Raw genomic sequence first — 25,280 nt, 5'->3', positions numbered from 1 at the left:
TCGCTCTTGCGATCCGGGTGAGGGGGTACAGGTCTCACGACGATCTCGCGTGTCGAGAGAGGCCCCTCACCCCGCCCTCTCCCCGCAAGAGCGGGGCGAGGGAGACGAGAGAGCGCGGAAGATCACCACATCGTCGCCGCGGCCCGCTCGGGCCAGATGCGGTCGTACTCCGCGCCACCCACCTTGTTCTCGCTCATCTCGGCGAGAATCTGGCCGGGCGTCGGCAGCGTCTTCGGGTCGATCCGCTTGTCGGGATTCCAGAGGTCGGAGCGGACGATGGCGCGGGCGCACTGGAAATAGATTTCGTCCACATTCATCACCATGACGCTGCGCGGCGCCTTGCCCTCGACCTTGAACGAGGCGAGCAGCTCGGGATCGACGGAGAGACAAGCGCGGCCGTTGGCCCGCACCGCATTGCCGGAACCGGGGATCAGGAACATCAGCGACACCCTGGGATCGCGCACGATGTTGCGCAGGGAGTCGACCCGGTTGTTGCCGCGGCGATCCGGCAGCATCAACGTCTTCGGATCATGAATGCGGACGAAGCCGGGGAGATCGCCGCGCGGCGAGCAGTCGATCCCCTCAGGCCCGATGGTGGCGAGCGCGGCAAACGGCGCCTTCTCGATGAAGATGCGGTAGAGCGGGGTAACGTGGTCGGCGACTTTCACGGTCGAGGCGTCACCAACGGCACCGTAGATGGCCTCCAGCTGTTCGACCGTTTCAATCACCGACATTCCGTTCTCCTTGTTGCGCCGGCTATTCGTGCCAGCCTTCGTTCCTGATCACACGCACGAGCTGGCGGCTGTGATAGTCCGCGCTGCCCGCGTTGAGGATGGTGACATCGGCATTGGCCGATGCGTCGTCGACGCTGCGCGCGAGGCGATCTGCGATATTGCCGTCGCTGTGCCGGGCCCGGGCGGCAAGCCGCTGTGCCAGCACGTCCGGCGGCGCCGTGATCGCGACCACGACGACGTTGGCATAGGCCTGACGCAGCGCGCCGATCACCGTGCGCGAGACATTGGCGACGACGGCCCGTCCAGCGCGGATGTCATCGTTGATTTCAAGCGGAAGAGCATAGGAATGACCATGCGCTTCCCAGTGCACGGCGAAATCGCCGTGCTCGCGCGCGCGGCGGAATTCGTCCTGGCTCATCGCCATGTTGTCTTCGGCTTCGGAGGCTTCGCGCGTCACGACACGGCGCGGAAAGACGATGTCGTGATCGTCGATGCAAGCCGCCTTTGCGAGCCGCAACAGCGTGTCCTTGCCGGCACCGCTGGGACCGACCACGAGCACGAGCCGCCCGGGTCCGATCCCGCTGGCCTCATCGTGTGCCATGGTCGCGGTCTCGCTCATGCGACGCGGTTTCCTTCGCGCCAGACGCTGCGGACCACGGGAACGTCGCCTGCGACATGCACGCGGATCAGGTCTGCGCGCTTGCCGATCGCGACCTCGCCACGATCCAAAAGGCCAACGGCCTCGGCCGGCGCCTTCGTCACGGTACGAACCGCCGCCGGCAGGCTGATCGCGGGCACATGCTCCGGCAATTGCAGCGCGGCCATCAGGAGGCTGGACGGGATGTAGTCCGACGACAGGATGTCGAGCAGGCCCTCGCGGGCGAGATCGACCGCGGCGATGTTGCCGGAGTGCGAGCCGCCGCGCACGACGTTCGGCGCACCCATCAGGATGTCGATGCCGGCCTGGTGCAGGCCGCGCGCGGCCTCCAGCGTGGTCGGGAATTCCGCCACGGACACGCGATCGCGCACGGCGTCCACGACGTTCTCCTCGGTGGTGTCGTCATGGCTTGCGAGCGGAATGTTGTATTTGTGCGCCAGCGACACGATCTCGCGCATGTTGGTCGCGGCATAGAGCTTCTGATACTCGAAGCGCTTCGCGAACAGCTCGTCGAGCTCGGCATCGGTCTTGCCGCCGCCCTTGCCGCGATAATAGTCGCGCAGCTTGACCTCGTCGCGGAACTGGCGCTGGCCGGGCGTGTGGTCCATCAGCGACATCAGCTTGACGTCGGGACGATCGATCAGCTCCTTGGCCTCCTCCACAACGCTCGGCATCGGGATTTCGCAGCGCAGATGCAGGAAGTGGTCGGCGCGCAGCAGGTCGGCATCGCGCGCGGTCGTGATGGCGGCGGCGAGCACGCCGGCGCGGCCATCGACTTCCTCGGCGCCGTCCTCGCGCCAGACCCGGAGCGAGTCGAACACAGTGGTGATGCCTGAGGTCGCAAGCTGGCCGTCATAGGAGATGACGGCGGCGACCGGATTCCAGAACACTTTTGGGCGCGGCACGTAATGCGCTTCGAGATGATCGGTGTGGAGCTCGATCAGGCCGGGCATGATGAGGTCGCCGCCGGCATCCTCCGCACCCGCGGGGGCCCTGCCCTCGCCGATCTCGGCGATGCGTCCGTCGGCAAGAGCGAGCCAGCCCTGCTCGATCACCCGGTCAGCCAGCACGATCCTGGCGTTGGCGATCAATGTGTCCTTCGGCTTGGCATTCATTTCCATTTCCTTCAGGCCGCGGCGGCAAAGCTGGTGACGTCAACAATACGGTCGGCAATCAAATGGCGGATTTCGTCGTCATGGACAATGGCGACCATGGCGACGCCCTGGCGCTTCTTCTCGGCGACCAGATCGACCACGACGGCGCGGTTGGCGGCATCGAGCGAAGCGGTCGGCTCGTCCAGCAGCAGGATCGGCAGCTCCGAGATGAAGCCGCGCGCGATGTTGACGCGTTGCTGCTCACCGCCGGAGAAAGTCGCGGGCGGCAGCTGCCAGAGTCTTTCAGGAATGTTGAGGCGGTGCAGCAACTCGCCGGCGCGGGCCTGTGCGTCGGCTCGGGCCGTGCCGTTCACGATCAGTGGCTCCGCGACGACGTCGATGGTCGCAACACGCGGCACCGCCCGCAAAAACTGGCTGACATAGCCGATCGTGGAGCGGCGGATGTTGAGCACCTGCCGCGGCTCGGCGGTGGCGAGATCGACCACCGCACCGCGGTGGCGGATGCCGATGCGGCCGGAGTCGCAGCGGTAGTTGCCAAAGATCATCTTCAGGATCGACGACTTGCCGGCCCCGGACGGGCCTGAGAGCACGACGCATTCGCCCGGGTTGACGTGGAAGGTCACGCCGCTGACGACAGGCAATTCGATGCCGCCCTGGAGGTGCATCGTAAAGGTCTTTTTCGCGGCGGCGATGTCGATCATGGCGGTCATCGGAAAACTCATCTTGGAAGGCTTATGGCGGCAGAATCGAGGAAACGAGGAGCTGGGTATAGGGCTCGCGGGGGTCGTCGAGCACCTGGTCGGTGAGACCCGTCTCGATGACGCGGCCGCCCTTCATCACCATCACGCGATGCGACAGCAGTCGCGCCACCGCGAGATCGTGGGTGACGATGATGACGGCAAGGTGCAGCTCGGCGACGAGGCTGCGCACGAGGTCGAGCAGGCGCGCCTGCACGGAGACATCGAGGCCACCGGTCGGCTCGTCCATGAACACCAGCCGCGGCTCGGTGACGAGGTTGCGCGCGATCTGGAGACGCTGGCGCATGCCGCCGGAGTAGGTCCGCGGTGCATCGTCGATGCGCGCGATGTCGATCTCGACGCGGGTCAGCCAGTCCGACGCGGTATCGCGGATGCGGCCGTAGTGATTCCAGCCCACCGCCATCAGCCGTTCGCCGACATTGGCGCCGGCCGAGACCGCCATGCGCAGGCCCTGCGCGGGATCCTGGTGCACATAGCCCCAGTCGGTGCGGAACAGGAAGCGCCGCTCGGCTTCGCCGAGGCTCGTGAGATCGCGGGTGATGCCGTCGCGCATCCGGTACGACACCTGGCCGGCGCTCGGCGCGAGCTGGCCCGAGAGCATTTGCAGCAGCGTCGACTTGCCCGAGCCGGACTCGCCGACGATCGCCAGCACCTCGCCGGGGTAGAGCGAGAAGGAGACGTCGCGGCACGCGGCGATGCGGCCGTAGGACTTGCTGAGGGATTCTGCGACCAGCAGCGGCTGGTCGTTTTCGAGCTCGGCGAGATCAGCCATGTCTTGATCAGCCATGTGAGCCCGCCTTGTCCTTGTACGGCGCGGCGCTGAGGCTGCCGTGATGGCCGGCGGCCTGACGGCCCTCGCAATAGTCGGTGTCCGAGCACACGAACATGCGCCCGCCCTTGTCGTCGGTGACAATCTCGTCGAGATAGGAATTTTCCGCCGCGCACAGCGCGCAGGGCGCGTTGAAGCGGTACGGCTCGAACGGGTGATCCTCGAAATCGAGCGACACCACCTGCGTATAGGGCGGGATCGCATAGATGCGCTTCTCGCGGCCGGCGCCGAACAATTGCAGCGCCGGGCAATTGTCCATCTTGGGATTGTCGAATTTCGGCGTCGGTGACGGATCCATCACGTAGCGCGCGTTCACCTTCACCGGATAGGCGTAGGCGGTGGCGATGTGGCCAAAGCGGGCGATGTCCTCGTACAGCTTCACATGCATCAGGCCGTATTCGGCCAGCGCATGCATGCGCCGCGTCTCGGTCTCGCGCGGTTCGAGGAAACGCAACGGCTCCGGGATCGGCACCTGATAGACCAGCACCTGGTTTGCGTGCAGCGACGTCTCCGGGATGCGGTGACGGGTCTGGATCACGGTTGCATCTTCAGTCGCCGTGGTCGTGGCGACGCCCGCGGTCTTGGCGAAGAATTTGCGGATCGAGATCGCATTCGTCGTGTCGTCGGAACCCTGGTCGATCACCTTCAGCACATCCTGGGGCCCAAGGATCGCAGCGGTGACCTGCACGCCGCCGGTTCCCCAGCCATAGGGCATCGGCATCTCGCGGCTGGCGAACGGCACCTGATAACCCGGAATAGCGATCGCCTTGAGGATCGCGCGGCGGATCATCCGCTTGGTCTGCTCGTCGAGATAGGCGAAATTGTAGGCGGGCGCGTTCATTCCGCGGCCTCCTTCATGGCGTCGGGCGCATTGGCCTCGGCAAATTCCTTGCGCAGCTTGCGCAGGAGCCCGAGCTCGGACTGGAAGTCGACATAGTGCGGCAGCTTCAGATGCTCGACGAAGCCGGTCGCCTGGACGTTGTCCGAATGCGACATCACGAATTCTTCATCTTGCGCCGGGGCCACGGCCTCTTCGCCGAGCTCGCGGGCACGCAGCGCCCGGTCGACCAGCGCCATCGACATGGTCTTGCGCTCGCTCTGGCCGAAGGCGAGACCATAGCCGCGGGTGAAGCACGGCGCTTCCGTCGCCGAGCCCTTGAACTGGTTGACCATCTGGCACTCGGTGAGCTCGATGGAGCCGAGCGGCACCGCGAAGCCGACGTCCTCCGCGAAAAATTCGACCTCGACCTCGCCGAAGCGGATCTCGCCGACGAAGGGATGGTTGCGGCCGTAACCGCGCTGGGTGGAATAACCCATGGCCAGCAGAAAGCCTTCGTCACCGCGCGCGAGGTTTTGCAGGCGCAGGTCGCGATCGGCCGGGAAGTTCAGAGGTTCGCGCGTGAGATCGCCGACGCTGGCGCCGTCTTCGGCCCGCGGCGAGGATTCGATCAGCCCGTCGCGGCCCAGGATATCGGTCACACGCGGCGTGGGCGCCGTCGACGCTTCGGCCGTCGCCGGCACTTCAGGCACAAAGCCCTGGCCAAGCGAGGGATCGAGCAGACGATGCGTGTAGTCGAAGGTCGGCCCGAGGATCTGGCCGCCGGGAATGTCCTTGAAGGTCGCCGACACCCGCCGCTGCACCCGCATCGCGCCGGTCTCGACCGGCTCGCTCGCGCCGAAGCGCGGCAGGGTGGCGCGGAAGGCGCGGACCAGGAAGATCGCCTCGATCAGGTCTCCGCGCGCCTGCTTGATGGCGAGCGCCGCGAGCTCACGGTCGTAGAGCGAGCCTTCGCTCATGACGCGGTCCACCGCGAGCCCAAGCTGCTCCGAGATCTGGTCGAGCGTGACTTCGGAAACGCTCTGGTCGCCACGCCGCGCATTTGCGAGCAGGCGATGGGCGTTCTCGATGGCGCGCTCGCCGCCCTTGACTGCGACATACATGCGACTAGCTTCCCTTATTCACGACACGGGTGGTGCGCGGGATCGCAACCACGGCATCATCGGCGACCAGCACCAAATCGATGCCGCGCGGAAACAGCGCCTCGTTGAACTGCAGCCGTTCGAACAGGTCGAAAGGCCTGATCGAGGCCTGAAGCGTCGCGACACCGTCGATGCCGGGGCCACGCAGTTCGAAACTGCGCCCCGAATTCAGGCTCTCGACCTGAAGGATCACCGTGGTCGAACGATCCGGATACTCATTCGTGCCCAGCGCGAAGCGCTCGAGCGACGGCAGCGCCGCGCCGTCGCTGATCAGCGCGAAACTCGCGATCGAAGAGTCCTGCACCACCGGCGCGCCGGTGTGGAACTTGAGCCATTTCACCACGTCCGACCTCTCCGCCATCCGGGCATCGAGCCAGAGCGGCGTGTCGTGATCGAACAGCGTTAGCGCGATCGCGGCAGTGCCGCGCATCGTTGGCTCGGGCGCTCCCGCCATCGGCACGATGCGCTGGACCGAGCCCGGCCGCGCCATCGCGTCCATGACGGAACGAAAGGTCGATTGCGCCGACAACACCTTGTCGACGAAACCCGGCGGTAGTTCCGCAATCGTGGTCATGGCCTCACCCCTCACCGCGCACCATGGTGTAGAAATCAACCTTCGTCGCGGCGGTCTCGGCGGCCGCCTGCTTGCGCTGGATCATAAGCTGCTCGCGCAACGGCGCGATAACGTCACGCTCCACCGCCTCGCCGAAATCACTGGACTGCGCCAGTGCGTCGCACAGCGCGATCAGCCGCGCCTTTTCGCCATCGCGCCCCAGCGTGTAGCCGAAGCCGACCTCGCCGCTCGCGAGCCGGACCGCTGCGCGAGACACCGTGGCTTCACCGAGATTGAACGGCGCGCCGTCGCCGCCGACCCGGCCGCGCAGCATGACGAGACCGTTTTCCGGCGCGCGTAGCTCCTGATGCGCCGGCAGGGCGAGAGCGCGGAGGCGAGCGGCGATCTCGCCCGCCTCCGCGTGCGCCAGCACGGCCATCGCGGCCTTGCGCTGGACTTGCTGGTTATTGTGCTGGGTCACCAAATCCACCGAGCTTTTGACAGAACTTGCCGAATCCAAGTTGTCTATGATAATAGACAACTTGATACGGAAGCGCCATGACTGTTTCGTGACAAACGTGTGATTTCTGAAGTAGGCTTCTCGGCGACATGAGCATGCAGGACACAGCCTCTTCGGGCGTCGCGCTGTGGCGCCTCGTTGCCGACGGCATCGAGCGCGGCATCGCCGACGGCCGCTTTGCAGCCGGCGACAAGCTGCCGGGCGAGATGGAGATCGCCGAAACCTATCGGGTGAACCGCCACACCGTGCGGCGCGCGCTGGCMGCGCTTGCCGAGCGCGGCATCGTGCGCGCCGAACGCGGCAGCGGAACCTATGTCGAGGCGCAGCGCCTTGCTTATCCCTTGCGCTCGCGCACCCGCTTCTCCGAGATCGTCGGCGCGGATGGCCGCGAACCGCATGGCCGGCTGATCGAAGCGTCCGGCGACGTCGCAACCCGCGAACTCGCGCGCGAACTGGGATTGAGGGCCGGTGCACCGCTGGTGCGAATCGAGGCGATCCGCCTCGCCGACCGCACGCCGATCTGCGTCTCCACCACCTGGCTGTCAGCGGAATTGTTCCCGGGCGCGGGCGAGGTGTTCGCCGCGACGCGCTCGATGACGAAACTGCTCGAGCATTACGGCGTCCGCGACTACAGCCGCGGCGCGACCCGGATCACCGCCGGCATCGTGGACGCGACCGACGCCGCGCGGCTCGATCTGCCGCTGGGACGGCCGATCCTGGTGGTCGACGCGACCGACCACGATCTCGCCGGCAAGCCGCTGGTGACGAAGCATTCGCGGTTCGCGGCGGAGCGGGTGGAGTTTCTGGTGGAGAACGGGTGAGCGGCGCTCTCTTCCCCTCTCCCCTTGTGGGAGAGGGTGGCTCGTCGCGAAGCGACGAGACGGGTGAGGGGTATGTCTCTGCAAACACCGATCTGAGTTCGAGGAGGCAGCCCCCTCATCCGGCGCTTCGCGCCACCTTCTCCCACAAGGGGAGAAGGAAGAAAGCTACGCCACCGCCCTGCGCCCAATGATCGCAAAGCGCAGCTTGCTCGAGATGAAATCGATCGCGGCGACGGCGACCAGAATCATCAGGATCAGGAACGACACCCGCTGCCATTCCAGCACGCGGATCTGCTCGGCGAGCTGGAGGCCGATGCCGCCGGCGCCGACGATGCCGATGATGGTGGCCGAGCGCGTGTTGGATTCGATGAAATAGAGCACCTGGCCGGCGATCACGGGCAGCACCTGCGGCAGCAGGCCGAAGCGGATCTCGTGCAAAGCGCTGCCGCCGGAGGCGCGGACGCCCTCGACCTGCTTCTGGTCGGCACCCTCGATCGCCTCCGAGAACAGTTTTCCGAACGCGCCGAAATCCGACACCGCGATCGCAAGCACACCGGCGAACGGGCCGAGCCCGACGACGTTAATCCACACCAGCGCCCAGATCAGGGTGTCGACGCCGCGGATCGAATCCAGGAAACGGCGGACCGGAAAACGCAAAATCTGCGAAGGTATGACGTTGCGCGCGGCCAGCAGGCTGACCGGAAGCGCTAACAGCGCGGCGAGCGTCGTGCCGAGCAGGGCGATCGACAGCGTCTCGCCCAGCGCCTTCAGATAGACCGGCAGCGAGGAACCAGGATCGGGCGGGATCATCATCAGGCTGATCCAGCCGAGCTGGCTCAGCCCTGCAAAGAATCGCGACGGCGAGAAGTCGAGATCGACGAGGCCGTAGACCAGAATCGCAAACGCCGCGACGATCATCGCCGGCATCGCGAGCCGCGCCGAGGCGGGGCGGTCGAACACATCGGGGTAGCGTGCGCGAAGCTCTCGCGTGTCGACCTCCTGCGGTCTCGTCACGTCCGCGCCTCCTTGCCGAACAGACGGCCGCGCAGCCAGCCCGTGCTGATGTCGATGATGAAGACCGTGATGATGATGGTGAGTAGGATGGCACTGACGTCGGAGTAATAGAACTTGCGGATGGCGACGACGAGCTCCTGGCCGATGCCGCCGGCACCGACGAAGCCCATGACCGAGGCCTCGCGGACGTTGATCTCGAAGCGCAGCAGCGCATAGCTAGCATAGCCCGCGGTCACCTGCGGCACCACGGCGAAGCGCATGCAGGAGAGCCAGCTCGCGCCGGTCGAGCGGATGCCTTCAACCGGCTTCATGTCGGCATTCTCAACGATCTCGGAGAACAACTTGCCGAGCGCGCCGGTGGAGTGGATCGCGATCGCGAGCACGCCGGCCATCGGCCCGAGGCCGAAGGCGATCACGAAGATCAGCGCGAAGACGATGCCCGGCACGGTGCGGGCGAATTCGAGCAGGCGGCGCACCACGAAGCGCAGCCAGGGCGACGGTGAGGTGTTCTCAGCCGCGAAGAAATTCAAGGCGAAGGCCAAGGTCGCGCCGATCAGCGTGCCGACGTAGGAGATCAGCAGCGTCTCGCCCAGCATCTTCAGCCATTTGCGCCAGCCCCACAGCCACTCGCCGGCATCGGTCCAGACCCGCTGGCCGCTATCGAGCGTGAGGATGCGGTCGAAATAGCTGATGAAATTGCCGAAATGGGCAAAGAAGGTGCGCAGGTTCACTTCCGCGCCGATCGCGGCAAGAAACAGCGCTGCGGCAAAGATCGCGACCCCCAACAGGAGTCGGAGCCGCTTGCGCGCGACCGCCTGGCGATAGGCCGCGTTGAGCACGGCGAGCTGCTGCTCGGGGAGGATCGAAACCGCGACGGTCATCTGGCCAGGGAAGGTGGTCGATCAAAGAGAAAGAGCCGGGTCCATCGACCCGGCTCCAGTGCTATCGTCCCGAAACTCAGGACGCCTTCTTTTTACGCAGTGCATCGACGAACTTGATCAGCTCGATCGTGCCATCCCAGTCCTTGGTGGTGGCGGGATGAAAACCCTTCTTCTGGCCGTCCTGGAGGCGATCGAAGGCCGCCTTGTCCTTGGCCGGCGCGTCGAAGAACGCCTTGGCGATCGCCGCCTTGGCATCTTCCGGCAGGTCGGAATTGTAGGCGTAGGGGCCGTTGATGATCGGTGCCGACTTGTGGATGATCCGGAAATCGTCCTTCTTCATCGGCGAGCCGTCCGCGTTCTTCAGCATGCCCTTGGTTAGCATCTGCGCCAGCGTGGAATCGTCATCGCTGGTCCACTGGTTGGCCGCAACGTCGACGGTGCCCTGCGCCAGCGCCAGGATCGCGTTCTCGTGGCTGCCAGTGAAGACGACCTTGCTGAAATAGGTGTCGGCATCCGTGATGCCCATCTTGTCGAGCTCGAAGCGCGGCACGTTGTTGCCGGAGGTCGAGTTCGGGTCGACGAGGCCGAGGTTCTTGCCCTTGAGCTGGTCGACGCTCTTGTAGGGGCTGCTCGCCTTGACGAAGAACACCGAGTAGTAGCCGGTCGAACCGTCGGCGTTGATGTCGTTGGCGAAGGCATCGGTCTTGACGCCGGTCAGGCGGGCGCGGGCGAACGACGCCGAGCCGTAGCTGGCGATATGGATGTTGCCGGCGCGCTGGCCTTCGATGACGGCAGCGTAGTCGTTGGCGATGCGCAGCGTGACCTTCACGCCCAATTCCTTGGAGAGATAGTTCATGAACGGCGCCCAGCGCTCGGTCACGCCCGAGGCGTTTTCCGCCGGAATGACCGCGAAGGTCAGTTCGGGATATTTGGCTTTCCAGTCGTCGGCGGAGGCCGAGGTCGTGAACGCGAGCGCGGCGGCGCCGGCAAGAACGAGTCTGCGAGTGATCATGATACCCTCTTCATCGGTTGGGGTCGGTTGACGCAAAAATTGGCAACTACAGGCGCAGCTCAGGCGGCCGCGGCCGTTCCGAGCGCCGGCACGCCCTCAGGCGCCGGCACGGGCATTCCGCCCATGACGTCGGAGGCTTCGAGATCGTAGAGCTCGCGCGCGACGTGGTCGGTCAATTCGGCCGGCGCGCCGTCGAACACCACGCGCCCCTGCGCCATGCCGATCAGGCGGTCGCAATAGCTGCGCGCCAGATCGAGCGAATGCAGGTTGCAGAGCACGGTGATGCCGAAATGCTTGTTGATGCGCAGCAGCGCATCCATCACGATCTTGGTATTGCGCGGGTCGAGCGAGGCGATCGGCTCGTCGGCGAGGATGATGTCGGGCTGCTGCACCAGCGCGCGGGCGATCGCAACACGCTGCTGCTGGCCGCCGGAGAGCTGGTCGGCACGCTGGGCGGCGAGCGAGGCGATATCGAACTGCTCGAGCGCCGACATCGCCAGCGCCTTGTCGTGCTCGGGCCAGGTCTGCGTTAGCGAGCGCCAGGCCGGCATCGTCGCGAGGCGCCCCATCAGCACGTTGGTGAGCACGTCGAGCCGGCCGACCAGGTTGAACTGCTGGAAAATCATCGCCGAGCGCGCCCGCCACTGCCGCAATTCCTTGCCGTGCAACGCGGTGACGTCGAGGCCGTCGAACAGGATGCGGCCCTGCGTCGGCGTCGCCAGGCGATTGATCATGCGCAGCATGGTCGACTTGCCGGCGCCGGAGCGCCCGATCACACCGACGAAGCCGCCGGGGGAGATTTGAAACGAAGCGTCGTCCACCGCGGCTTTTGCGCCGAAGCGGCACGTCAGACCTTCAACCACCAGCATAGAGGGCTCCAGAGTAGCTGGCTGCCACCGCTAACGCCGGCACTTGACACTTGTGTGACACGCGGATCGCGGTGCGGCGATCCTACACACCTCTTCCCCTGTCATCGCATCGTCATGACGTTGTCATCAGGGCGCTTGAAGAGGTACGCCCGCCCTCGACCTCTCGGATGCAGCATGGCCGGCAAAACGCTCTCGGTTCAACCGACCATCGACCCTTCGGCGAAGCTGCATGAGACCAGGCTCGGCACCTATACCGAAGTCGGTGCGCGCACGATCCTCACTGAAGTCACGATGGGCGATTACTCCTATGTCGTGAACGACGCCCAGATCACCTACACCACGATCGGAAAATTCTGCTCGATCGCGGCGATGACCCGCATCAATCCCGGCAATCATCCGATGCATCGCGCGACGCAGGCGCATTTCACCTATCGTTCCAGCGCCTATTTCGAAGGCGAGAGCGACGACACCGAGTTCTTCGACTGGCGGCGCCAGCATCACGTCCATATCGGCCACGATGTCTGGATCGGCCATGGCGCGATCGTGCTGCCCGGCCGCAACATCGGCACCGGCGCGGTGATCGCGGCCGGCGCCATCGTCACCAAGGACGTGCCGGCCTACACCATCGTCGCCGGCAATCCGGCGCGCATCGTCCGACGGCGGTTCTCGGAAGACGTCGCCGGACGGCTGGCCCGGCTCGCCTGGTGGGACTGGGATCACGACAAATTGCGTGAAGCACTGCCCGATTTCCGCAAGCTCGGGATTGAAGATTTCCTCTCGGCATATGAAGCACGGGCAAGCTCCCTCACCCGTTCTCCTGCCAGCAAACGAAGCGCGGTCGCGTGACAGACATCTTCCTTGAGGGCGGCCGGGCCCTGATCGGCTCCGAGCTCGTCGAAACTTCCATTCTGGTGTCCGGCGCGGACATTGCGCAGGTCGATGCCTCTCGCGGCCGGACGCGACTGGCGATCGATGCGCGCAACCTGCTGGTGCTGCCCGGCATCGTCGATCTGCATGGCGATGCCTTCGAGCGCCAGATGATGCCGCGTGCCGGCGTCGACTTCCCGATCGACGTCGCGCTCGCCGACAGTGACCGCCAGGCGATCAGCAACGGCATCACCACCGTGTTTCACGCCACGACCTGCTCATGGGAGCCGGGCCTGCGCAGCGCCGGCAATGCGCGCGCCCTAATGGAGGCGATCGAGCGGCAGCGCCCGCAATTCGCCGCCGACACCCGTTTCCACCTGCGGCACGAGACCTACAATCTCGATGCAGAGGCCGAGATCCGCCAGTGGCTCGCCGAGGGCCGCGTCGACCTGTTCGCCTTCAACGACCACATGGACGGCACCGTTGCCGACATGGCCAAGCCGCGCAAGCGCAACCGCATGGTGGAACGCACCGGCCTCTCGGGCGAGGAATTCGACCGGCTGGTGGAGCGTGTGCTTTCGCGGGCCAGTGAAGTGCCGGCTTCCGTGTCGCGGCTCGCCGCAACTGCTCGCGCGGCCGAGGTGCGGATGCTCTCGCACGACGATGCGACGCCGGCGATGCGGCAGGAGTTTCGCGAGCTGGGCGCTGACATCGCGGAGTTTCCGATCAACGAGGAGACCGCGCGAGCGGCCGCGTCCGCCGGCGATGCCATCGTCTACGGTGCGCCGAATGTCGTGCGCGGTGGCAGCCATACCGGCTGGACCCGGGCGTCCGACATGATCGCGAAGGGGCTCTGCTCGGTGCTGGCGTCGGACTATTACTATCCCGCGCAGCTGCTCGCCGCGTTCCGCCTCGCCGCCGACGGCGTGCTGCCGCTGACCGAGGCGTGGAACCTGGTGTCCGCGGGACCGGCCCGCGCGACCGGCCTTGCCGATCGCGGCGTGCTCGCGGAAGGACGCCGCGCCGACATGCTGCTGGTCGACGACGGCGTGCCGCTGCGGCCGCGGCTGATCGCGGTGGTATCAGGCGGAAAGCTCGTGCATCTCACCGATGCGACGCGACTGCTCGCTGCGGCGGCGACGCCGCGCGAAGCTGTTGTTGCGGCCTGAACCGGTTATGCTCGGGCAATGACGGATTTTCCCCGCTACGCGATCTACTTTGCCGCCGGCGCCGACAGCGTCCTCTCCCACTTCGGCGCCGAGCTGCTCGGCTACGATGTCTACACCAGCGACGAGGTGCCGTTCCCTGCCGACGCATCGCGTGTTGCGCCGGATTGGCGCGACGTCACGGCCGATCCCCGCAAATACGGTTTCCACGGCACGCTGAAGGCGCCGATGGCGCTGGCGCCCGGCAGGACTGAAGCCGAGCTCGTCGCAGCCTGCGCGGCCTTTGCGGGCAAGGCGCGGCCGATGCCGTCAATCCGCCCGGTCGTCGACTCCATCAGCGGCTTCATCGCGGTGATTCCGACCGAGCCGGTGGGCGCGCTCCAGCAACTTGCCGCCGATTGCGTCCGCGAATTCGACGACTTCCGAGCGCCCATGACGGCGGAAGACCGCACGCGGCGCAAGCCCGACAAGCTCACCGAGCGGCAACGGGACTATCTCGACCGCTGGGGTTACCCTTACGTGATGGAAGAATTCCGCTTCCACATGACGCTGACGGGACGGCTGGATGCAGAACGGCGCGGGCCGATCCTGGAGATGCTGCGCGCGAGGTTTGCGGCGCTCGGTCTCGAGACGCTGGCGATCGACCGGATCGCGCTGTTCAAGCAGGATGATACCAGGGCGCGCTTCCGCTTTGTCGGCGAGTGGGCGTTGGCGAAGTAGGCCTCAGCGCCAGCTCGCGAGATTGAAGGCGAGCGCCACGGCGCCAACCAGAATGAGGCTGGTCGCCCAGATTGCATCCAGATTGAACCAGCTTCGCGAGACGAACCTCAATCCCAGATAACGGTACACCAGCCACGCCAGACATCCGCCGGCACTGACCATGGCGACAACGTGCACCAGGGACACCAGCACCGCCATCCCGAGACTTGTCTTCATCAGCGCGCCCGCCGCCTCATGGCCGGCATCGAGCTCGAAGGCCTGGCAGAGCCCGAGATAGATCGGCACGAGCATCAAGGCCGCGCCGTGAGCAATGGCAACGGCGGATGACCAGAGCGCCAATTGCGTTGGCGGAATTCGTGCGAGCGTGCGCGGATGGCGTCGCTCGATCAGCCGATAGACGCCGAAGCCGATGACGAGAAGACTCGCGCCGAGCTGGATCGAACGCTGCCACTCGGCCAGCACGAACAGGAACGCGAATGGCAGCAGCACGAGAAGTGTTGCCAGGAGATGACCGGCCGCAAGAGCCCACAACGCGCGGAACAGCGCGCGCGGGCTCTTGTCCATGAGCCCGGCCGACACGGCGAGCGGCCATCCCATTCCCGGATTGACGCCGTGATAAAGACCGCTCGCAACAAGAGCGAGCCACAGCCAGCCGAGCGGCCAACTCCCGTGCTGCCAGCCTAGGCCGACGGGTAGCAAAAGGAGTCCGTCGAACAATCGCCGCCCTCCAGCCTGATCTGGTGCGCACGATATCCGTCGGGGAAGCTCACGAAATAGTCCTTGGCGAGCTCCAGGCCGCCGTCGCGACCGACATTGGCCATGACTTCCACGCCCGGAACCCCATCGGGATAGAATTGGTCATCCCAGGTGGAATACAGCGAATTGGTCCAGTACACGCGCTTGCCGTCGCGGCTGATCTCGACCATCTGCGGACCGGCCGCAAATCCCTTGCCGTTCGGATGGGGCGTGCGGCGCGCGATGCCGCCGATGTGAACCGAGCCGGCAAGCTTCGGCTTTCGCGGATCACTCACATCGTACTGGCGCATTTCACCCGTGCCCCAGCACGAGACATAGAGAAACCGGTCATCCATCGACAGGTCGATGTCGGTCACCAGCGGCGGCACGGCGCCAAATCCCTGCAGCAGCGGCGGGAGCTTCTCCTTTGGCGCGGGCTCGGGCGGAATCGTCGCCGTCTTCTCCGCATGGAATTTTCCGCCTTCGCGCCACCAGGTCCAGATCGATGCTTCGAGGTTGGTGGTGTCGACCACAACGCCAACGAAGCCGTATTCGCGAACCGGATCGTGCGCGGGCCGCACCTCCAGCGCCATCTGATGATTGGCGCCGAGGTCGATGGTCTGCACGTTGCGACGGGCGCGGAGATCCCAGAAGTGGAGACGATGGCCATATTTGTTCGCCAGCAGATCTTCCGCGACGATCCCGTTCTCGAACTGCGGCGGCAACGCCCATTCGCTCGTCACCATGTAGTCGCGCGGCAGGTTCCACCAGAAATCATAGTGCAGCGTCTGCGGACCGCGGTCGATCTCCCACCGTCCAAGGACCTCGAACGTCTCGCAATCCATGATGAAGACGCCTGGAGGCCCGTTGGTGCCGTCCTTGCCGCCACCGCCCAGCGTGCTCACATAGACGCCGTCCGGCCCGCAATGGATGGTATGCGGCCGCGAGTAGCCGGTCTTTTTGAAGATTTCCTCGGGCTCGATGATCTTGTGGATTTTGGCTTTGGTCGGATCGGGCTTGGTATCGATGATGTAGATCCGCGACGAGCGTATCCCGGGGATGATGAGATAGCGCCGCTCGATGAAGGCATGTCCGGCGAGCGGCGACAAGGCGGAGGAGCAGGCGTTCCAGCCGAAGTGATGAAACTCATCGCCCTTGTTGGGCATCGTCACCGTGTGGACGATTTGGCTGTAGGTTGGCGATCCCGGCTTGACGTCGATGACCGCGAGAGCATCCGGCTTTGAGAAATCCGGACTGAGCAGCAGCGTGTAGGCAAAGTTCTCTGCAGGTGCTTCCATCGCCAGCTTGGGCGATGCGTGAAAGGTGGGATCCGGCCTCATCGTCATGGCACTGCCTCCCTGTTTCGTCGGCTCGCTCCAACCTGGCTCGGAATAGCGGCATAATGAAGAGCTGCTCAGCGACGTCTTGAGAAGCTCCGCGGACCTGGTTGGCGAGCGCGCAAGGAGCTTACAATATGTCATCGCCGGCGTGCGGAAAACCGCCCGAACCGCGCTAATTCGACGCCCTCAGCCAGATGGAGGCCGGCGGGATCAGGCCAGCGCGCACCTCACACTCGGCGTCGCCCCCGCGAAGGCGGGGACTGCCGAGAGACCTGGCGACAACCGAGTGGGTGCGGCGCTACTTGCCCCACCGCAACGCCAGCGCATCCCGCTCCTTCGCCAGCTCCAGCAGCCCTGCCCGCGTCGCCGGGTGCAGCGGCTGGAGCGGATGCCGCACGGCGTCCGATTTGATCACACCGCCGGCCTGCATCATGGCCTTGCAGGCGATCAGGCCGCATTGGCGGTTTTCGTAGTTGATCAGCGGCAGCCAGCGCTCGTAGGCGGCCTTTGCCTCCTCGCGTTTGCCGGCGAAATAGGGATCGATGATCTGGCGGATGCCGTCGGGATAGCCGCCGCCCGTCATCGCGCCGGTGGCGCCGGCGTCGAGATCGGCGAGCAGCGTGATGGCTTCCTCGCCGTCCCACGGGCCTTCGATATCCTTGCCGCCCGCCTCGATCAGGCTGCGCAGCTTTGCAGCCGCGCCCGGCACCTCGATCTTGAAATAGCGGATGTTGGCGAAGTCGCGCGCCAGCCGCGCGAGCAGCTCGACCGACAGCGGCGTGCCCGCCACCGGTGCATCCTGGATCATGACGGGAATGTTGATCGCGCCCGAGAGCACCTTGAAGAACTCGACGATGCCTTTCTCGGGCACGCGGAAGGTCGCGCCGTGATAGGGCGGCATCACCATCACCATGGCGGCCCCCGCCGCCTCCGCCTGTTGGCTGCGCGCCGTGCAGACGGCGGAGCTGAAATGCGTGGTGGTGACGATCACGGGAACCCGGCCCGCGACGTGCTCCAGCACCGCATGCATCACGGTTTCGCGCTCGGCATCGGTGAGCACGAACTGCTCGGAGAAATTGGCGAGGATGCAGAGACCATTCGAGCCCGCATCGATCATGAAATCGATGCAGCGGCGCTGGCCCTCGAGGTCGAGCTCGCCGCGCTCGTCGAAGATGGTGGGCGCGACCGGGAACACGCCGCGATAGGGGCGCTGGGCGTTGTGTGGGGTGACCGGCATCGAACTCTCCATCCTTGATACGTCTGTTGCTGCACTCCCGCAGCGGCACAGATGTACCCGCCGCGTGAAGCGGCGGCAATGCCGTTCGCGCGACGACCAGACGGATGACGATCGACGTTATGCGGTCTTCACGGCCCCCAAAAAGCCTTCGACCGCGACGCGAAGACGATCGGCATCGCCCGACATCTTCTTCACGGATTCGGACAGCACCGTGCCGGCGTTGCCGGTTTCCTGGTTGAGCCTGGCGACGCTGCCGATGGTGTCGGTGACCTCGCGGGTGCCCTGGGCTGCCTGCTGGAAGTTGCGCGAGATCTCGGTGGTGGCCGCGCGCTGCTCCTCGACGGCGGCTGCGATCGCCGTCATCTTCTCGTCGATGCCGCTGATGGCGCCCCCGATCGAGCGGATGGCGGTCACGGCCTGGCCCGTCGCGCCCTGGATCTCCTCGACCTGGCGCGAGATTTCTTCGGTTGCGGTTGCGGTCTGCGCGGCGAGGCTCTTGACCTCGCCGGCGACCACGGCAAAGCCGCGGCCGGCTTCGCCCGCACGCGCCGCCTCGATGGTCGCGTTCAGTGCCAGGAGATTGGTCTGGCCGGCGATGGCGTTGATCATCTTCACGACCTCGCCGATGCGGCTCGCGGTCTGATCGAGGATCTCGACCGTCGCGTTGGTCCGCTCGGCCTGCGAGACGGCCTCGCGCGCCTCGCGGGCGCTCAACTGCACCTGTGCGGAGATCTCGCCGACGGATGCGGAGAGTTCCTCGGTCGCGGCCGCGATGGTCTCGAGATTGTTGGTGGCCTGCTCGGCCGCGGAGGAGACCGCCGCGGTCTGGCTGGTCGACTCTGATACCAGCGTGCGCACATCGGTCGCGGTGGCGTCGAGTTCCCTCGCCGACGCAGCGACGCTGTGGATCACCGCCTGCACGGTGTCGTCGAAGCTGCGGCATGCGTCGTCCACGGTACCGGAACGGGCGAGTTGCAGCGCCTGCTGCGATTCGCGTTCCTGGCCCAGCCGCTCGGCGGTCGCCGCGCTCTCGCGCAGGCTCTCGAGCGCGGCAGCCATGGTGCCGAACTCGTCGGGATATCGGGATCGCGGCACGGGCGTCGCATAATCACGGGCGCCGATTCGCGCGATGGCGTCGAGGATGGCGCGGACTGGGCGCATCAGGCGATTGCGCACCACGTAGACGCCGGCGAGGGTCACGGCGAGCGCGAGCAGAAACGCGAGCGACTGCACGATGAGGTTGGTGAGCGCCTTCGTCTGCACGGCCTCGGCACGCGCGATCGACTGATCCAACGCTTTGGTCGCGACCCCGACAATGAGCGGGAACGGCGACTGGCAGAGCGTATTCCACTCCGAAGCGGGCATCGCGGGCTTGCCGCTGCCGTCGAGATTCTTGGTGAGATCGCCGATCTGCTTCAGGACGCCATCGGTCTTGGTCTTCGCGTCCGACGCTGCCGTCACCAGCTCCGCCGTCACGTCGGGCGCGGCCAGCAACTCGGCCATGCCCGCCCAGCCGGAGGCGATCGTGCCGTCCCATTGCGCCACCGACCGCTTCTGAACGTCGTCGAGCGGCTTGCTGCTGTTGATGTTCGAGCGAAGCGACGAACAATGGACTCCATAGCGGTCGCGCACCTGCCAGGCGAAGCGGCGGACCTGGATCATGCGGGCGATGTAGGGATCGTTCATCCAGGCGCGGTTCGACACCGCGGTGGAGGCGAAGTTCGCCGTGTCGATGACCTTGGTGACGGCATCGTACCAGGAATTGGTTCGCTCCATCTTGCGCTCGGCGCGCGGAAGCTTAGCCTCGTCGTAGAACAGCTGGAATTGCGGCGCGGCTTCGTTCCAGCGCTGCTTCAGCGTGCCGGCGAGCTCGTCGCGGCGTGCGAAATCGACGGTCGAGAGTGCAGCGCTGATCCCTTCATAGCCGCCCTGCTCGGCCTTCTCGGCTTCGGCGAGTTTTGCCTTGGGATCGTCCTCGCCAAGGATGGCGCTCTGGGCATCGCCACGATTGTTGCGCAACGCGAGCACGCCATGGAAGATCGCCTTGTCGGCAGCGGCGAGCCTCGCCGTCTCGAGACTGTCGCTGTAGCGACCGAACGCTCCGAACATCTGGATCGCCGTAGAGGCCAGCGCACCCGCCGCAAGCAGGGCCATCAAGGTCAGGAGAAGCGAGCTTACCGATTTCTTAAACATTGCCATGAGTCAGGGGGCCTGCATTGTACTGCCGGCCACCCTGCATCGCGACATGCCAAGGATCGGTTAAGGTTTTAGTCAAATTGCCGGAAGTGCCCGGTCTGTAAGCGCTTTAAGACTAGCGAAATCAGGCAACCTTGGTGAAATCCGGCGGCCGGCGCTCGGCGAAGGCGGTGAAGGCCTCGCGTGCTTCCGCCGTGCGCAAACGCTGCGCGAATTGCTCGCCTTCGGCCTGCATCTGCGCGACCAGTGCCTCGCCATTGCGCATCAGCTTCTTGGTCGCAGTAAGCGAGCCGGCCGGCTGGCGAGCGAGCCGTTGCGCCAGCGCGAGCGCCTCGGCATCGAGCTTGTCGAGCGGCACCACGCGATTGGCAAGGCCCCATTCCAGCGCCGACCTCGCCGGTACGGTCTCGCCCAGCGCGAACATCTCGTAGGCGCGGGCGTAGCCGATGCGTGCCGGCATCAGCAGGCTGGAGGCGGCCTCCGGCACCAGCGCGAGGCTGACGAAGGGCGTCGACAATTGCGCGTTGTCGGCGAGCACGACGAGGTCGCAATGCAGCAGCATCGTGGTGCCGACGCCGACGGCGCGGCCCTGCACCGCCGCGACCAGCGGCCGGGTGCAGCGCGCCAGCGACTGGATGAAGCGCACGACGTTGCGGCTGCCTTCGGACTTGCCGGCTGCGACGGCGGCGAATTCGCCGACATCGTTGCCGGCGGTGAACATGTCCCCCTCGCCGCGGATCAGGATCACGCGGGCGGACGGATCGAACTCGGCGGATTCGATGGTGTCGGCGAGCTTGCCGTACATCGCATCCGTCAGCGCGTTCTTCTTGTCGGGGCGCGCCAGCGTGAGGGTGAGAATTCCGTTGTTGTTCTCGATCCGGACGTGCTCGGTCATGGGTCTCTCCTTTAGTCGTCTGAAGGTCTTGGAAACTTGTCCTGAATGCTGGTCAGCCAGCGCGCGACGATGTCGATCTCCGCGCTGGTAAAGCCGTCCGTCAGCGCGGCGTTGATCTGCGCCGCGTCAGTCTTCGCCTGCGTCAGCACGGTGCGCCCCTTCGGCGTCAGCCATACGCGCCAGGCCCGGCCATCCTCGCGATCGGCCCGCCGCTCGACCAGCCTCGCCGCAGCACTGCGATCGACGAGGCCTGAGATGCCGGCCGGCCCCATGTCGAGCGCCGCGCCTGCCTCGCCCATCAGCACGCCGTCCTGCTTGCCGAGGATGAACAACAGCCCCGCCTGCGCCGGCGTGACCTCGTTCTGCGGCTGCGCCGCCATCCAGCGCTGCAAGCGGCGTTGCGCGACGTTCAGGAGGTAAATAAGCCGATGATGCCTCGCTGCGGCTTCTTTATTTCGCATGCGAAATAGATAGCCGACCCAAACCGGATTGTCAAAGGGAGACGGCTACGCGGCGCGGCAGCCATCGAGGAACAGCGCCGCGCAGGTTTGCACGCGGCGCTCGATCTGCTCGCGTGACGGCAGCGGCATGCCGCCATAGATCGCCGCGCGCTGCGGCGCCGATGCGACCATGCCGATCAGCATGCCGGCAACTTCCTCCGCATCGTCGATGGCGATGCGCTTGCGCTTGACCTGGACGCGCAGCCAGCCCGCGAGCGTCCTGACGGTGCGGGAAATGCCGTTGCTGTAGAAGTTGGCGGCGAGCTCGGGGAACGCGGCGGATTCCTGCAGCACCATGCGCTGCAGCGCCACGACCTCAGGATCGAGCGCAAGATCGGCGCAGGCCAGCAGCGCGGCACGCAGGCCCGTCTCGATATCGACCTCGTCGCTTCCTTGCAGATCGACGGCGGAGAGCAGCCGCTCGAGCCTGTCCGCGCACATCGCCTCGAACAGCGCGGCTTTGCCCGGAAACAGGCGATAGAGCGTCTTGGTCGAGATGCCGGCGCGACGTGCCAGCCCTTCGGTGCTGGTAGCGGCATAGCCGTCGACGGCGAAGGCGTGGCGCGCGGCGTCGAAGACGATCCGCCTCGTCTCCTCGTCGCTGCGCAGTTGGGGCCGCCCGCGGGGGCGGCATTCACCTGATGGTTTTGCCTGAGCCATGCTTTTAAATGACGCCTGTCATTCCATTGACAATTCCAAAGCTAGTCTCATTTTGGAAATCGTCAAGTTTCCTAATTCAGGGGAGCCGGCCATGACCGTCCACACCACCCCATCTGCTGCGACCCAAACCGCTATTCCCGCAACCGTGCCGGAGGGCGTTCTGCCCACCGCGCCGACCGGCGTCCGCCGGCAAAAACTCAATCTCCGCAAGCTGTTGCTGATGGGGGCGGCGATCGTCGCGCTGGCCGGCGCGAGCTGGTACGGCTACGACTACTGGACCGTCGGGCAGTACCTCGTCTCCACCGATGACGCCTATGTGAAGGCCGACAACACCAACATCGCGCCGAAGGTCAGCGGCTACCTCGACCGCGTCCTGGTCGGCGATAACGAGCATGTGAAGGCCGGCCAGGTGCTCGCCAGGATCGACGATCGCGACTTCCGCGTCGCGCTCGACCAGGCCAAGGCCGACGTCGCCGCCGCGAATGCGACGGTGACAAGCAAGCAAGCGCAGCTCGAGGTCCAGCAAGCCGTGATCGCGGCGGCAAGAGCGACCATCGATGTCGACAATGCCGCGAAGGTTTTCGCGAAGCAGGAGAACAAGCGCTACACCGATCTCGCGGCAACGGGTTTCGGCAGCGTGCAGAACGCGCAGCAGGCGCAAGCGCGCGACGCCGGCGCAGACGCGGCGATCCAGCGCGATATCGCCAATCTCACCTCCGCCTTGAAGCAGGTCGATCTCCTCAACGCTGAGATATTGCAAGCCAGGGCCGCCGCCGCGCGCGCGGCCGCACTCCAGCGTCAGGCCGAGCTCAATCTGGGCTACACCACGATCGTCTCCCCGATCGACGGCGTGGTCGGCAACCGCTCCTTGCGCGTCGGCCAGTTCGTACAGGCGGGCACGCAGCTGATGGCCATCGTGCCGGCCGAGGGCGCCTATGTGGTCGCCAACTTCAAGGAGACGCAGCTGACCCACGTGCAGGCCGGCCAGGCCGTCGATATCGAGGTCGACACCTTCCCGGGTCAGGTCGTTCACGGTCACGTCGATTCCATCGCGCCGGCCAGCGGCCAGGAATTCGCGCTGCTGCCGCCCGACAACGCCACCGGCAATTTCACCAAGGTGGTGCAGCGCATCCCCGTCAAGATCGCGCTCGATGCCGCGCACGGTCCCGCGATCGCGCTGCGGCCGGGCATGTCGGTGATCCCGACCATTGCAACACGTTCGACCGCGCCGACCGCGAATGCGGCCGTGACGCCCAAGACAAACGTAAAGGCGAAGCTCGTTTCCGGAGGGTCGTGCCATGTCAAACAGCCTCTCACTTTCGACGCCAGCAACACCGGTCGCGACGCCTGATCCGGCAATAGCCGACCCGAACCGCGCGAGTGCCGCGATCTGGATCGCCGTGCTCGCCGCCATGATCGGCTCGTTCATGGCGATCCTGAACATCCAGATCACCAACGCCTCGCTGGCCAACATCGAGGGTGGCATCGGTACCGGCGCCGACAACGGCTCCTGGATCTCGACGTCGTATCTGATCGGCGAGATCATCGTGATCCCGCTGACCGACTATTTGAGCCGCGTGTTCTCGTTCCGCCGCTACATGCTGGCGAGCGCGGCGCTGTTCGCGGCGTTCTCGGTCGCCTGCGCCTTCACCCATGATTTGCCGTCGATGATCGCGATGCGCGGCCTGCAGGGCTTTGCCGGCGGCGTGCTGATCCCGATGGCGTTCACGCTGGTGCTGACCAAGCTGCCGAAGCCGCAGCAGCCGGTGGGGCTTGCGATCTTCGCGCTGTCCGTCACCTTTGCACCCGCGATCGGACCGACCATCGGCGGCTATCTCACGGAGAATTACGGCTGGCGTACGATCTTCTTCGTCAACGTAATTCCGACCGCGGTGATGGTGGCCGCGCTCTATCTGACGCTGGAGAAGCAGAAGATGCAGCTCGGCCTGTTGAAGGAAGGCGACTGGGCCGGCATCGTCACCATGGCGATCGGGCTGTCGGCACTGCAGGCCGTGCTCGAGGAAGGCAACAAGGACGACTGGTTCTCCTCGCCCTTCATCGTCAAGCTCGCCGTGATCGCGGCCGTCAGCCTGACGCTGTTCGTCACGATCGAGCTCACGATCGAGAAGCCGCTGATCCGGCTGCGTCTCCTGACGCAGCGTAATTTCGGCTTCGGCACCATTGCGATGACGATGGTCGGCTTCGCGCTGTTCGGCTCGGTCTACATCCTGCCGGCCTATCTCGGCCAGGCGCAGGGCTACAATGCCGAGCAAATCGGCAACGTGCTGGCCTGGACCGGCCTGCCGCAGCTCGTGCTGATCCCGCTGATCCCGAAGCTGATGCAACGCTTCGACACGCGCTACATCGCCATCACCGGACTTCTGATTTTCGCCTATAGCTGCTTCATGAACACGGCGATGTCGCCGGACTATGCCGGCGACCAGCTCTGGATTCCGAACATCGTGCGTGCCGTGGGACAGGCCATGGTGCTGACGCCGCTGACCTCGGTGCTGACGGGCGGCATCGCGCCGCAGGACGCGGCCGCGGCCTCCGGCATCAGCAACATGTTCCGCAATCTCGGCGGCGCGATCGGCACGGCGACGCTCGCCACCATCATCACCAAGCGCGAGCAGTTCCACTCCAACATCATCGGCCAGTCGGTCACGCTCGGCCGCGAGGAAGTCCGCACCCGCATCGCGCAGATGACGGACTACTTCATGAACCACGGCGTGCCCGACCCCCACGCCGCGCGCGAGCAGGCCATCATCGCGCTCGGCAAGACGGTCAAGCGCCAGGCGCTGGTGATGGGCTATTCCGACGCGTTTGCGGTGATCGGTATCGTGCTGGTGATCGCCGCGATCGCGGTGGTGCTGACCCAGCGCGTGAAGGCGGCCGGTGGGCCGGCGCATTAGGCTCTTCTTCCCCCTCTCCCCGTTCTTACGGGGAGAGGGTCGGGGTGAGGGGCCTCTCTCCACATGTGAGATCGTCGAGGGACCTGTACCCCCTTGTAAGTCGAAGCGCCGCAGGTCTGCTATTGTAGACGTTGCGGTGACGGACGGGAGCCCGCAAACCCCCAGGTCGTTGCAGGCCGTGGGTGAGAGAGGTGCCCCGTCCGTTAGTCCATTGAACCCGAACAGTCGCCTGGGCCGCAAAGTGCGAAGCCCGATTAGGCAAGGAAGGGTGACCATGGATATCATCGCGGTTGGTATCGACGTATCGA

Annotated in this window: 26 protein-coding genes; 6 read left to right on the top strand and 20 right to left on the bottom strand. The window is 65.6% G+C overall.

Annotated elements, in window-relative coordinates; genetic code table 11:
• Positions 1–122 precede the first annotated feature (122 nt).
• The 9 genes from AC1DW2_RS26420 to phnG are packed head-to-tail and all read right to left on the bottom strand — an operon-like array spanning position 123 to position 7,117.
• On the bottom strand, positions 123–734 hold the full coding sequence (locus AC1DW2_RS26420) for a pyridoxamine 5'-phosphate oxidase family protein (protein ID WP_071909237.1): 612 nt from the start codon (positions 732–734) through the stop codon (positions 123–125).
• A gap of 22 nt (positions 735–756) precedes the next feature.
• Positions 757–1,353, bottom strand: a complete 597-nt coding sequence (phnN, locus tag AC1DW2_RS26415; protein WP_477007457.1) for a phosphonate metabolism protein/1,5-bisphosphokinase (PRPP-forming) PhnN — start codon at positions 1,351–1,353, stop codon at positions 757–759.
• A complete protein-coding gene (locus tag AC1DW2_RS26410; RefSeq protein ID WP_477007456.1) occupies positions 1,350–2,507 on the bottom strand; it encodes an alpha-D-ribose 1-methylphosphonate 5-triphosphate diphosphatase in 1,158 nt (385 codons plus the stop codon). Before AC1DW2_RS26410 ends, phnN begins: the two co-directional genes overlap by 4 nt.
• 11 nt (positions 2,508–2,518) lie before the next feature.
• Entirely contained in the window at positions 2,519–3,217 is a 699-nt protein-coding gene (gene phnL, locus AC1DW2_RS26405) for a phosphonate C-P lyase system protein PhnL (protein ID WP_477007455.1), read from the bottom strand.
• Positions 3,218–3,239: 22 nt separating this feature from the next.
• Positions 3,240–4,052 (bottom strand): phosphonate C-P lyase system protein PhnK, encoded by an 813-nt coding sequence (phnK, locus tag AC1DW2_RS26400; RefSeq protein ID WP_477007454.1) that lies wholly within the window; start codon positions 4,050–4,052, stop codon positions 3,240–3,242.
• Positions 4,045–4,935: an alpha-D-ribose 1-methylphosphonate 5-phosphate C-P-lyase PhnJ gene (locus AC1DW2_RS26395; RefSeq protein ID WP_071909234.1), complete on the bottom strand. Its 891-nt coding sequence runs from the start codon at positions 4,933–4,935 to the stop codon at positions 4,045–4,047. Before AC1DW2_RS26395 ends, phnK begins: the two co-directional genes overlap by 8 nt.
• Positions 4,932–6,035 carry a carbon-phosphorus lyase complex subunit gene (locus AC1DW2_RS26390; RefSeq protein WP_085400872.1) on the bottom strand — a complete coding sequence of 368 codons (1,104 nt, stop codon included), beginning with the start codon at positions 6,033–6,035 and terminating at the stop codon, positions 4,932–4,934. The genes AC1DW2_RS26395 and AC1DW2_RS26390 overlap by 4 nt, the downstream gene beginning before the upstream one ends.
• 4 nt (positions 6,036–6,039) lie before the next feature.
• Positions 6,040–6,648: a phosphonate C-P lyase system protein PhnH gene (phnH, locus tag AC1DW2_RS26385; protein ID WP_247313683.1), complete on the bottom strand. Its 609-nt coding sequence runs from the start codon at positions 6,646–6,648 to the stop codon at positions 6,040–6,042.
• 4 nt (positions 6,649–6,652) lie between these two features.
• Positions 6,653–7,117, bottom strand: a complete 465-nt coding sequence (phnG, locus tag AC1DW2_RS26380; RefSeq protein ID WP_014491455.1) for a phosphonate C-P lyase system protein PhnG — start codon at positions 7,115–7,117, stop codon at positions 6,653–6,655.
• Between the two features lie 119 nt (positions 7,118–7,236).
• Here phnG and phnF point away from each other — a divergent pair, with 119 nt between their 5' ends.
• Positions 7,237–7,968, top strand: a complete 732-nt coding sequence (phnF, locus tag AC1DW2_RS26375) for a phosphonate metabolism transcriptional regulator PhnF (protein ID WP_477007453.1) — start codon at positions 7,237–7,239, stop codon at positions 7,966–7,968.
• A 165-nt stretch (positions 7,969–8,133) separates the two neighbouring features.
• Here phnF and phnE (AC1DW2_RS26370) read toward each other — a convergent pair whose 3' ends face one another.
• The 4 genes from phnE (AC1DW2_RS26370) to phnC all read right to left on the bottom strand — a co-directional run bounded on the left by phnE (AC1DW2_RS26370) (position 8,134) and on the right by phnC (position 11,744).
• The gene (phnE, locus tag AC1DW2_RS26370; protein ID WP_477007452.1) at positions 8,134–8,982 is read right to left on the bottom strand and encodes a phosphonate ABC transporter, permease protein PhnE; all 849 of its coding nucleotides are present in this window, start codon (positions 8,980–8,982) and stop codon (positions 8,134–8,136) included.
• Complete coding sequence (gene phnE, locus AC1DW2_RS26365; RefSeq protein WP_477007451.1) at positions 8,979–9,863, bottom strand: phosphonate ABC transporter, permease protein PhnE; 885 nt, start codon at positions 9,861–9,863, stop codon at positions 8,979–8,981. The genes phnE (AC1DW2_RS26370) and phnE (AC1DW2_RS26365) overlap by 4 nt, the downstream gene beginning before the upstream one ends.
• A 76-nt stretch (positions 9,864–9,939) precedes the next feature.
• Positions 9,940–10,875, bottom strand: a complete 936-nt coding sequence (phnD, locus tag AC1DW2_RS26360) for a phosphonate ABC transporter substrate-binding protein (RefSeq protein WP_063979768.1) — start codon at positions 10,873–10,875, stop codon at positions 9,940–9,942.
• A 59-nt stretch (positions 10,876–10,934) separates the two neighbouring features.
• Positions 10,935–11,744, bottom strand: a complete 810-nt coding sequence (phnC, locus tag AC1DW2_RS26355; RefSeq protein WP_477007450.1) for a phosphonate ABC transporter ATP-binding protein — start codon at positions 11,742–11,744, stop codon at positions 10,935–10,937.
• A 174-nt stretch (positions 11,745–11,918) separates the two neighbouring features.
• On the opposite strand from phnC, the gene AC1DW2_RS26350 reads away from it, so the two are divergent.
• The 3 genes from AC1DW2_RS26350 to AC1DW2_RS26340 are packed head-to-tail and all read left to right on the top strand — an operon-like array spanning position 11,919 to position 14,497.
• Positions 11,919–12,590 (top strand): LbetaH domain-containing protein, encoded by a 672-nt coding sequence (locus tag AC1DW2_RS26350; RefSeq protein ID WP_071909228.1) that lies wholly within the window; start codon positions 11,919–11,921, stop codon positions 12,588–12,590.
• Positions 12,587–13,780 carry an alpha-D-ribose 1-methylphosphonate 5-triphosphate diphosphatase gene (locus tag AC1DW2_RS26345; RefSeq protein WP_477007449.1) on the top strand — a complete coding sequence of 398 codons (1,194 nt, stop codon included), beginning with the start codon at positions 12,587–12,589 and terminating at the stop codon, positions 13,778–13,780. Before AC1DW2_RS26350 ends, AC1DW2_RS26345 begins: the two co-directional genes overlap by 4 nt.
• Before the next feature lie 18 nt (positions 13,781–13,798).
• The gene (locus AC1DW2_RS26340) at positions 13,799–14,497 is read left to right on the top strand and encodes a DUF1045 domain-containing protein (RefSeq protein WP_477007448.1); all 699 of its coding nucleotides are present in this window, start codon (positions 13,799–13,801) and stop codon (positions 14,495–14,497) included.
• Between the two features lie 3 nt (positions 14,498–14,500).
• Here AC1DW2_RS26340 and AC1DW2_RS26335 read toward each other — a convergent pair whose 3' ends face one another.
• The 7 genes from AC1DW2_RS26335 to AC1DW2_RS26305 all read right to left on the bottom strand — a co-directional run bounded on the left by AC1DW2_RS26335 (position 14,501) and on the right by AC1DW2_RS26305 (position 22,060).
• Positions 14,501–15,094, bottom strand: a complete 594-nt coding sequence (locus AC1DW2_RS26335) for a hypothetical protein (RefSeq protein WP_477007493.1) — start codon at positions 15,092–15,094, stop codon at positions 14,501–14,503.
• 83 nt (positions 15,095–15,177) lie between these two features.
• Positions 15,178–16,578 carry a selenium-binding protein SBP56-related protein gene (locus AC1DW2_RS26330; protein WP_477007447.1) on the bottom strand — a complete coding sequence of 467 codons (1,401 nt, stop codon included), beginning with the start codon at positions 16,576–16,578 and terminating at the stop codon, positions 15,178–15,180.
• A 292-nt stretch (positions 16,579–16,870) separates the two neighbouring features.
• Complete coding sequence (locus tag AC1DW2_RS26325) at positions 16,871–17,809, bottom strand: dihydrodipicolinate synthase family protein (RefSeq protein ID WP_477007446.1); 939 nt, start codon at positions 17,807–17,809, stop codon at positions 16,871–16,873.
• Positions 17,810–17,926: 117 nt separating this feature from the next.
• Positions 17,927–20,008, bottom strand: coding sequence for a methyl-accepting chemotaxis protein (locus tag AC1DW2_RS26320; protein ID WP_354121420.1), 2,082 nt, complete (start codon positions 20,006–20,008; stop codon positions 17,927–17,929).
• Between the two features lie 121 nt (positions 20,009–20,129).
• Complete coding sequence (locus AC1DW2_RS26315) at positions 20,130–20,900, bottom strand: enoyl-CoA hydratase (RefSeq protein WP_477007445.1); 771 nt, start codon at positions 20,898–20,900, stop codon at positions 20,130–20,132.
• Positions 20,901–20,911: 11 nt separating this feature from the next.
• Positions 20,912–21,361 (bottom strand): MarR family winged helix-turn-helix transcriptional regulator, encoded by a 450-nt coding sequence (locus AC1DW2_RS26310; RefSeq protein WP_063979774.1) that lies wholly within the window; start codon positions 21,359–21,361, stop codon positions 20,912–20,914.
• A gap of 45 nt (positions 21,362–21,406) precedes the next feature.
• On the bottom strand, positions 21,407–22,060 hold the full coding sequence (locus AC1DW2_RS26305) for a TetR/AcrR family transcriptional regulator (RefSeq protein ID WP_354114501.1): 654 nt from the start codon (positions 22,058–22,060) through the stop codon (positions 21,407–21,409).
• A 91-nt stretch (positions 22,061–22,151) separates the two neighbouring features.
• Between AC1DW2_RS26305 and AC1DW2_RS26300 the strand changes: the two genes are divergently transcribed.
• Together AC1DW2_RS26300 and AC1DW2_RS26295 are read left to right on the top strand one after the other, a co-directional pair.
• Complete coding sequence (locus AC1DW2_RS26300) at positions 22,152–23,411, top strand: HlyD family secretion protein (protein ID WP_477007444.1); 1,260 nt, start codon at positions 22,152–22,154, stop codon at positions 23,409–23,411.
• Complete coding sequence (locus AC1DW2_RS26295; RefSeq protein ID WP_477007443.1) at positions 23,359–24,972, top strand: DHA2 family efflux MFS transporter permease subunit; 1,614 nt, start codon at positions 23,359–23,361, stop codon at positions 24,970–24,972. The genes AC1DW2_RS26300 and AC1DW2_RS26295 overlap by 53 nt, the downstream gene beginning before the upstream one ends.
• Positions 24,973–25,280: the final 308 nt, after the last annotated feature.

This window comes from Bradyrhizobium sp. P3_C3 (assembly GCF_056402655.1).
The sequence above is the reverse complement of the archived record's forward strand: the minus strand, read 5'-3'. Positions and strand labels throughout refer to the sequence as shown.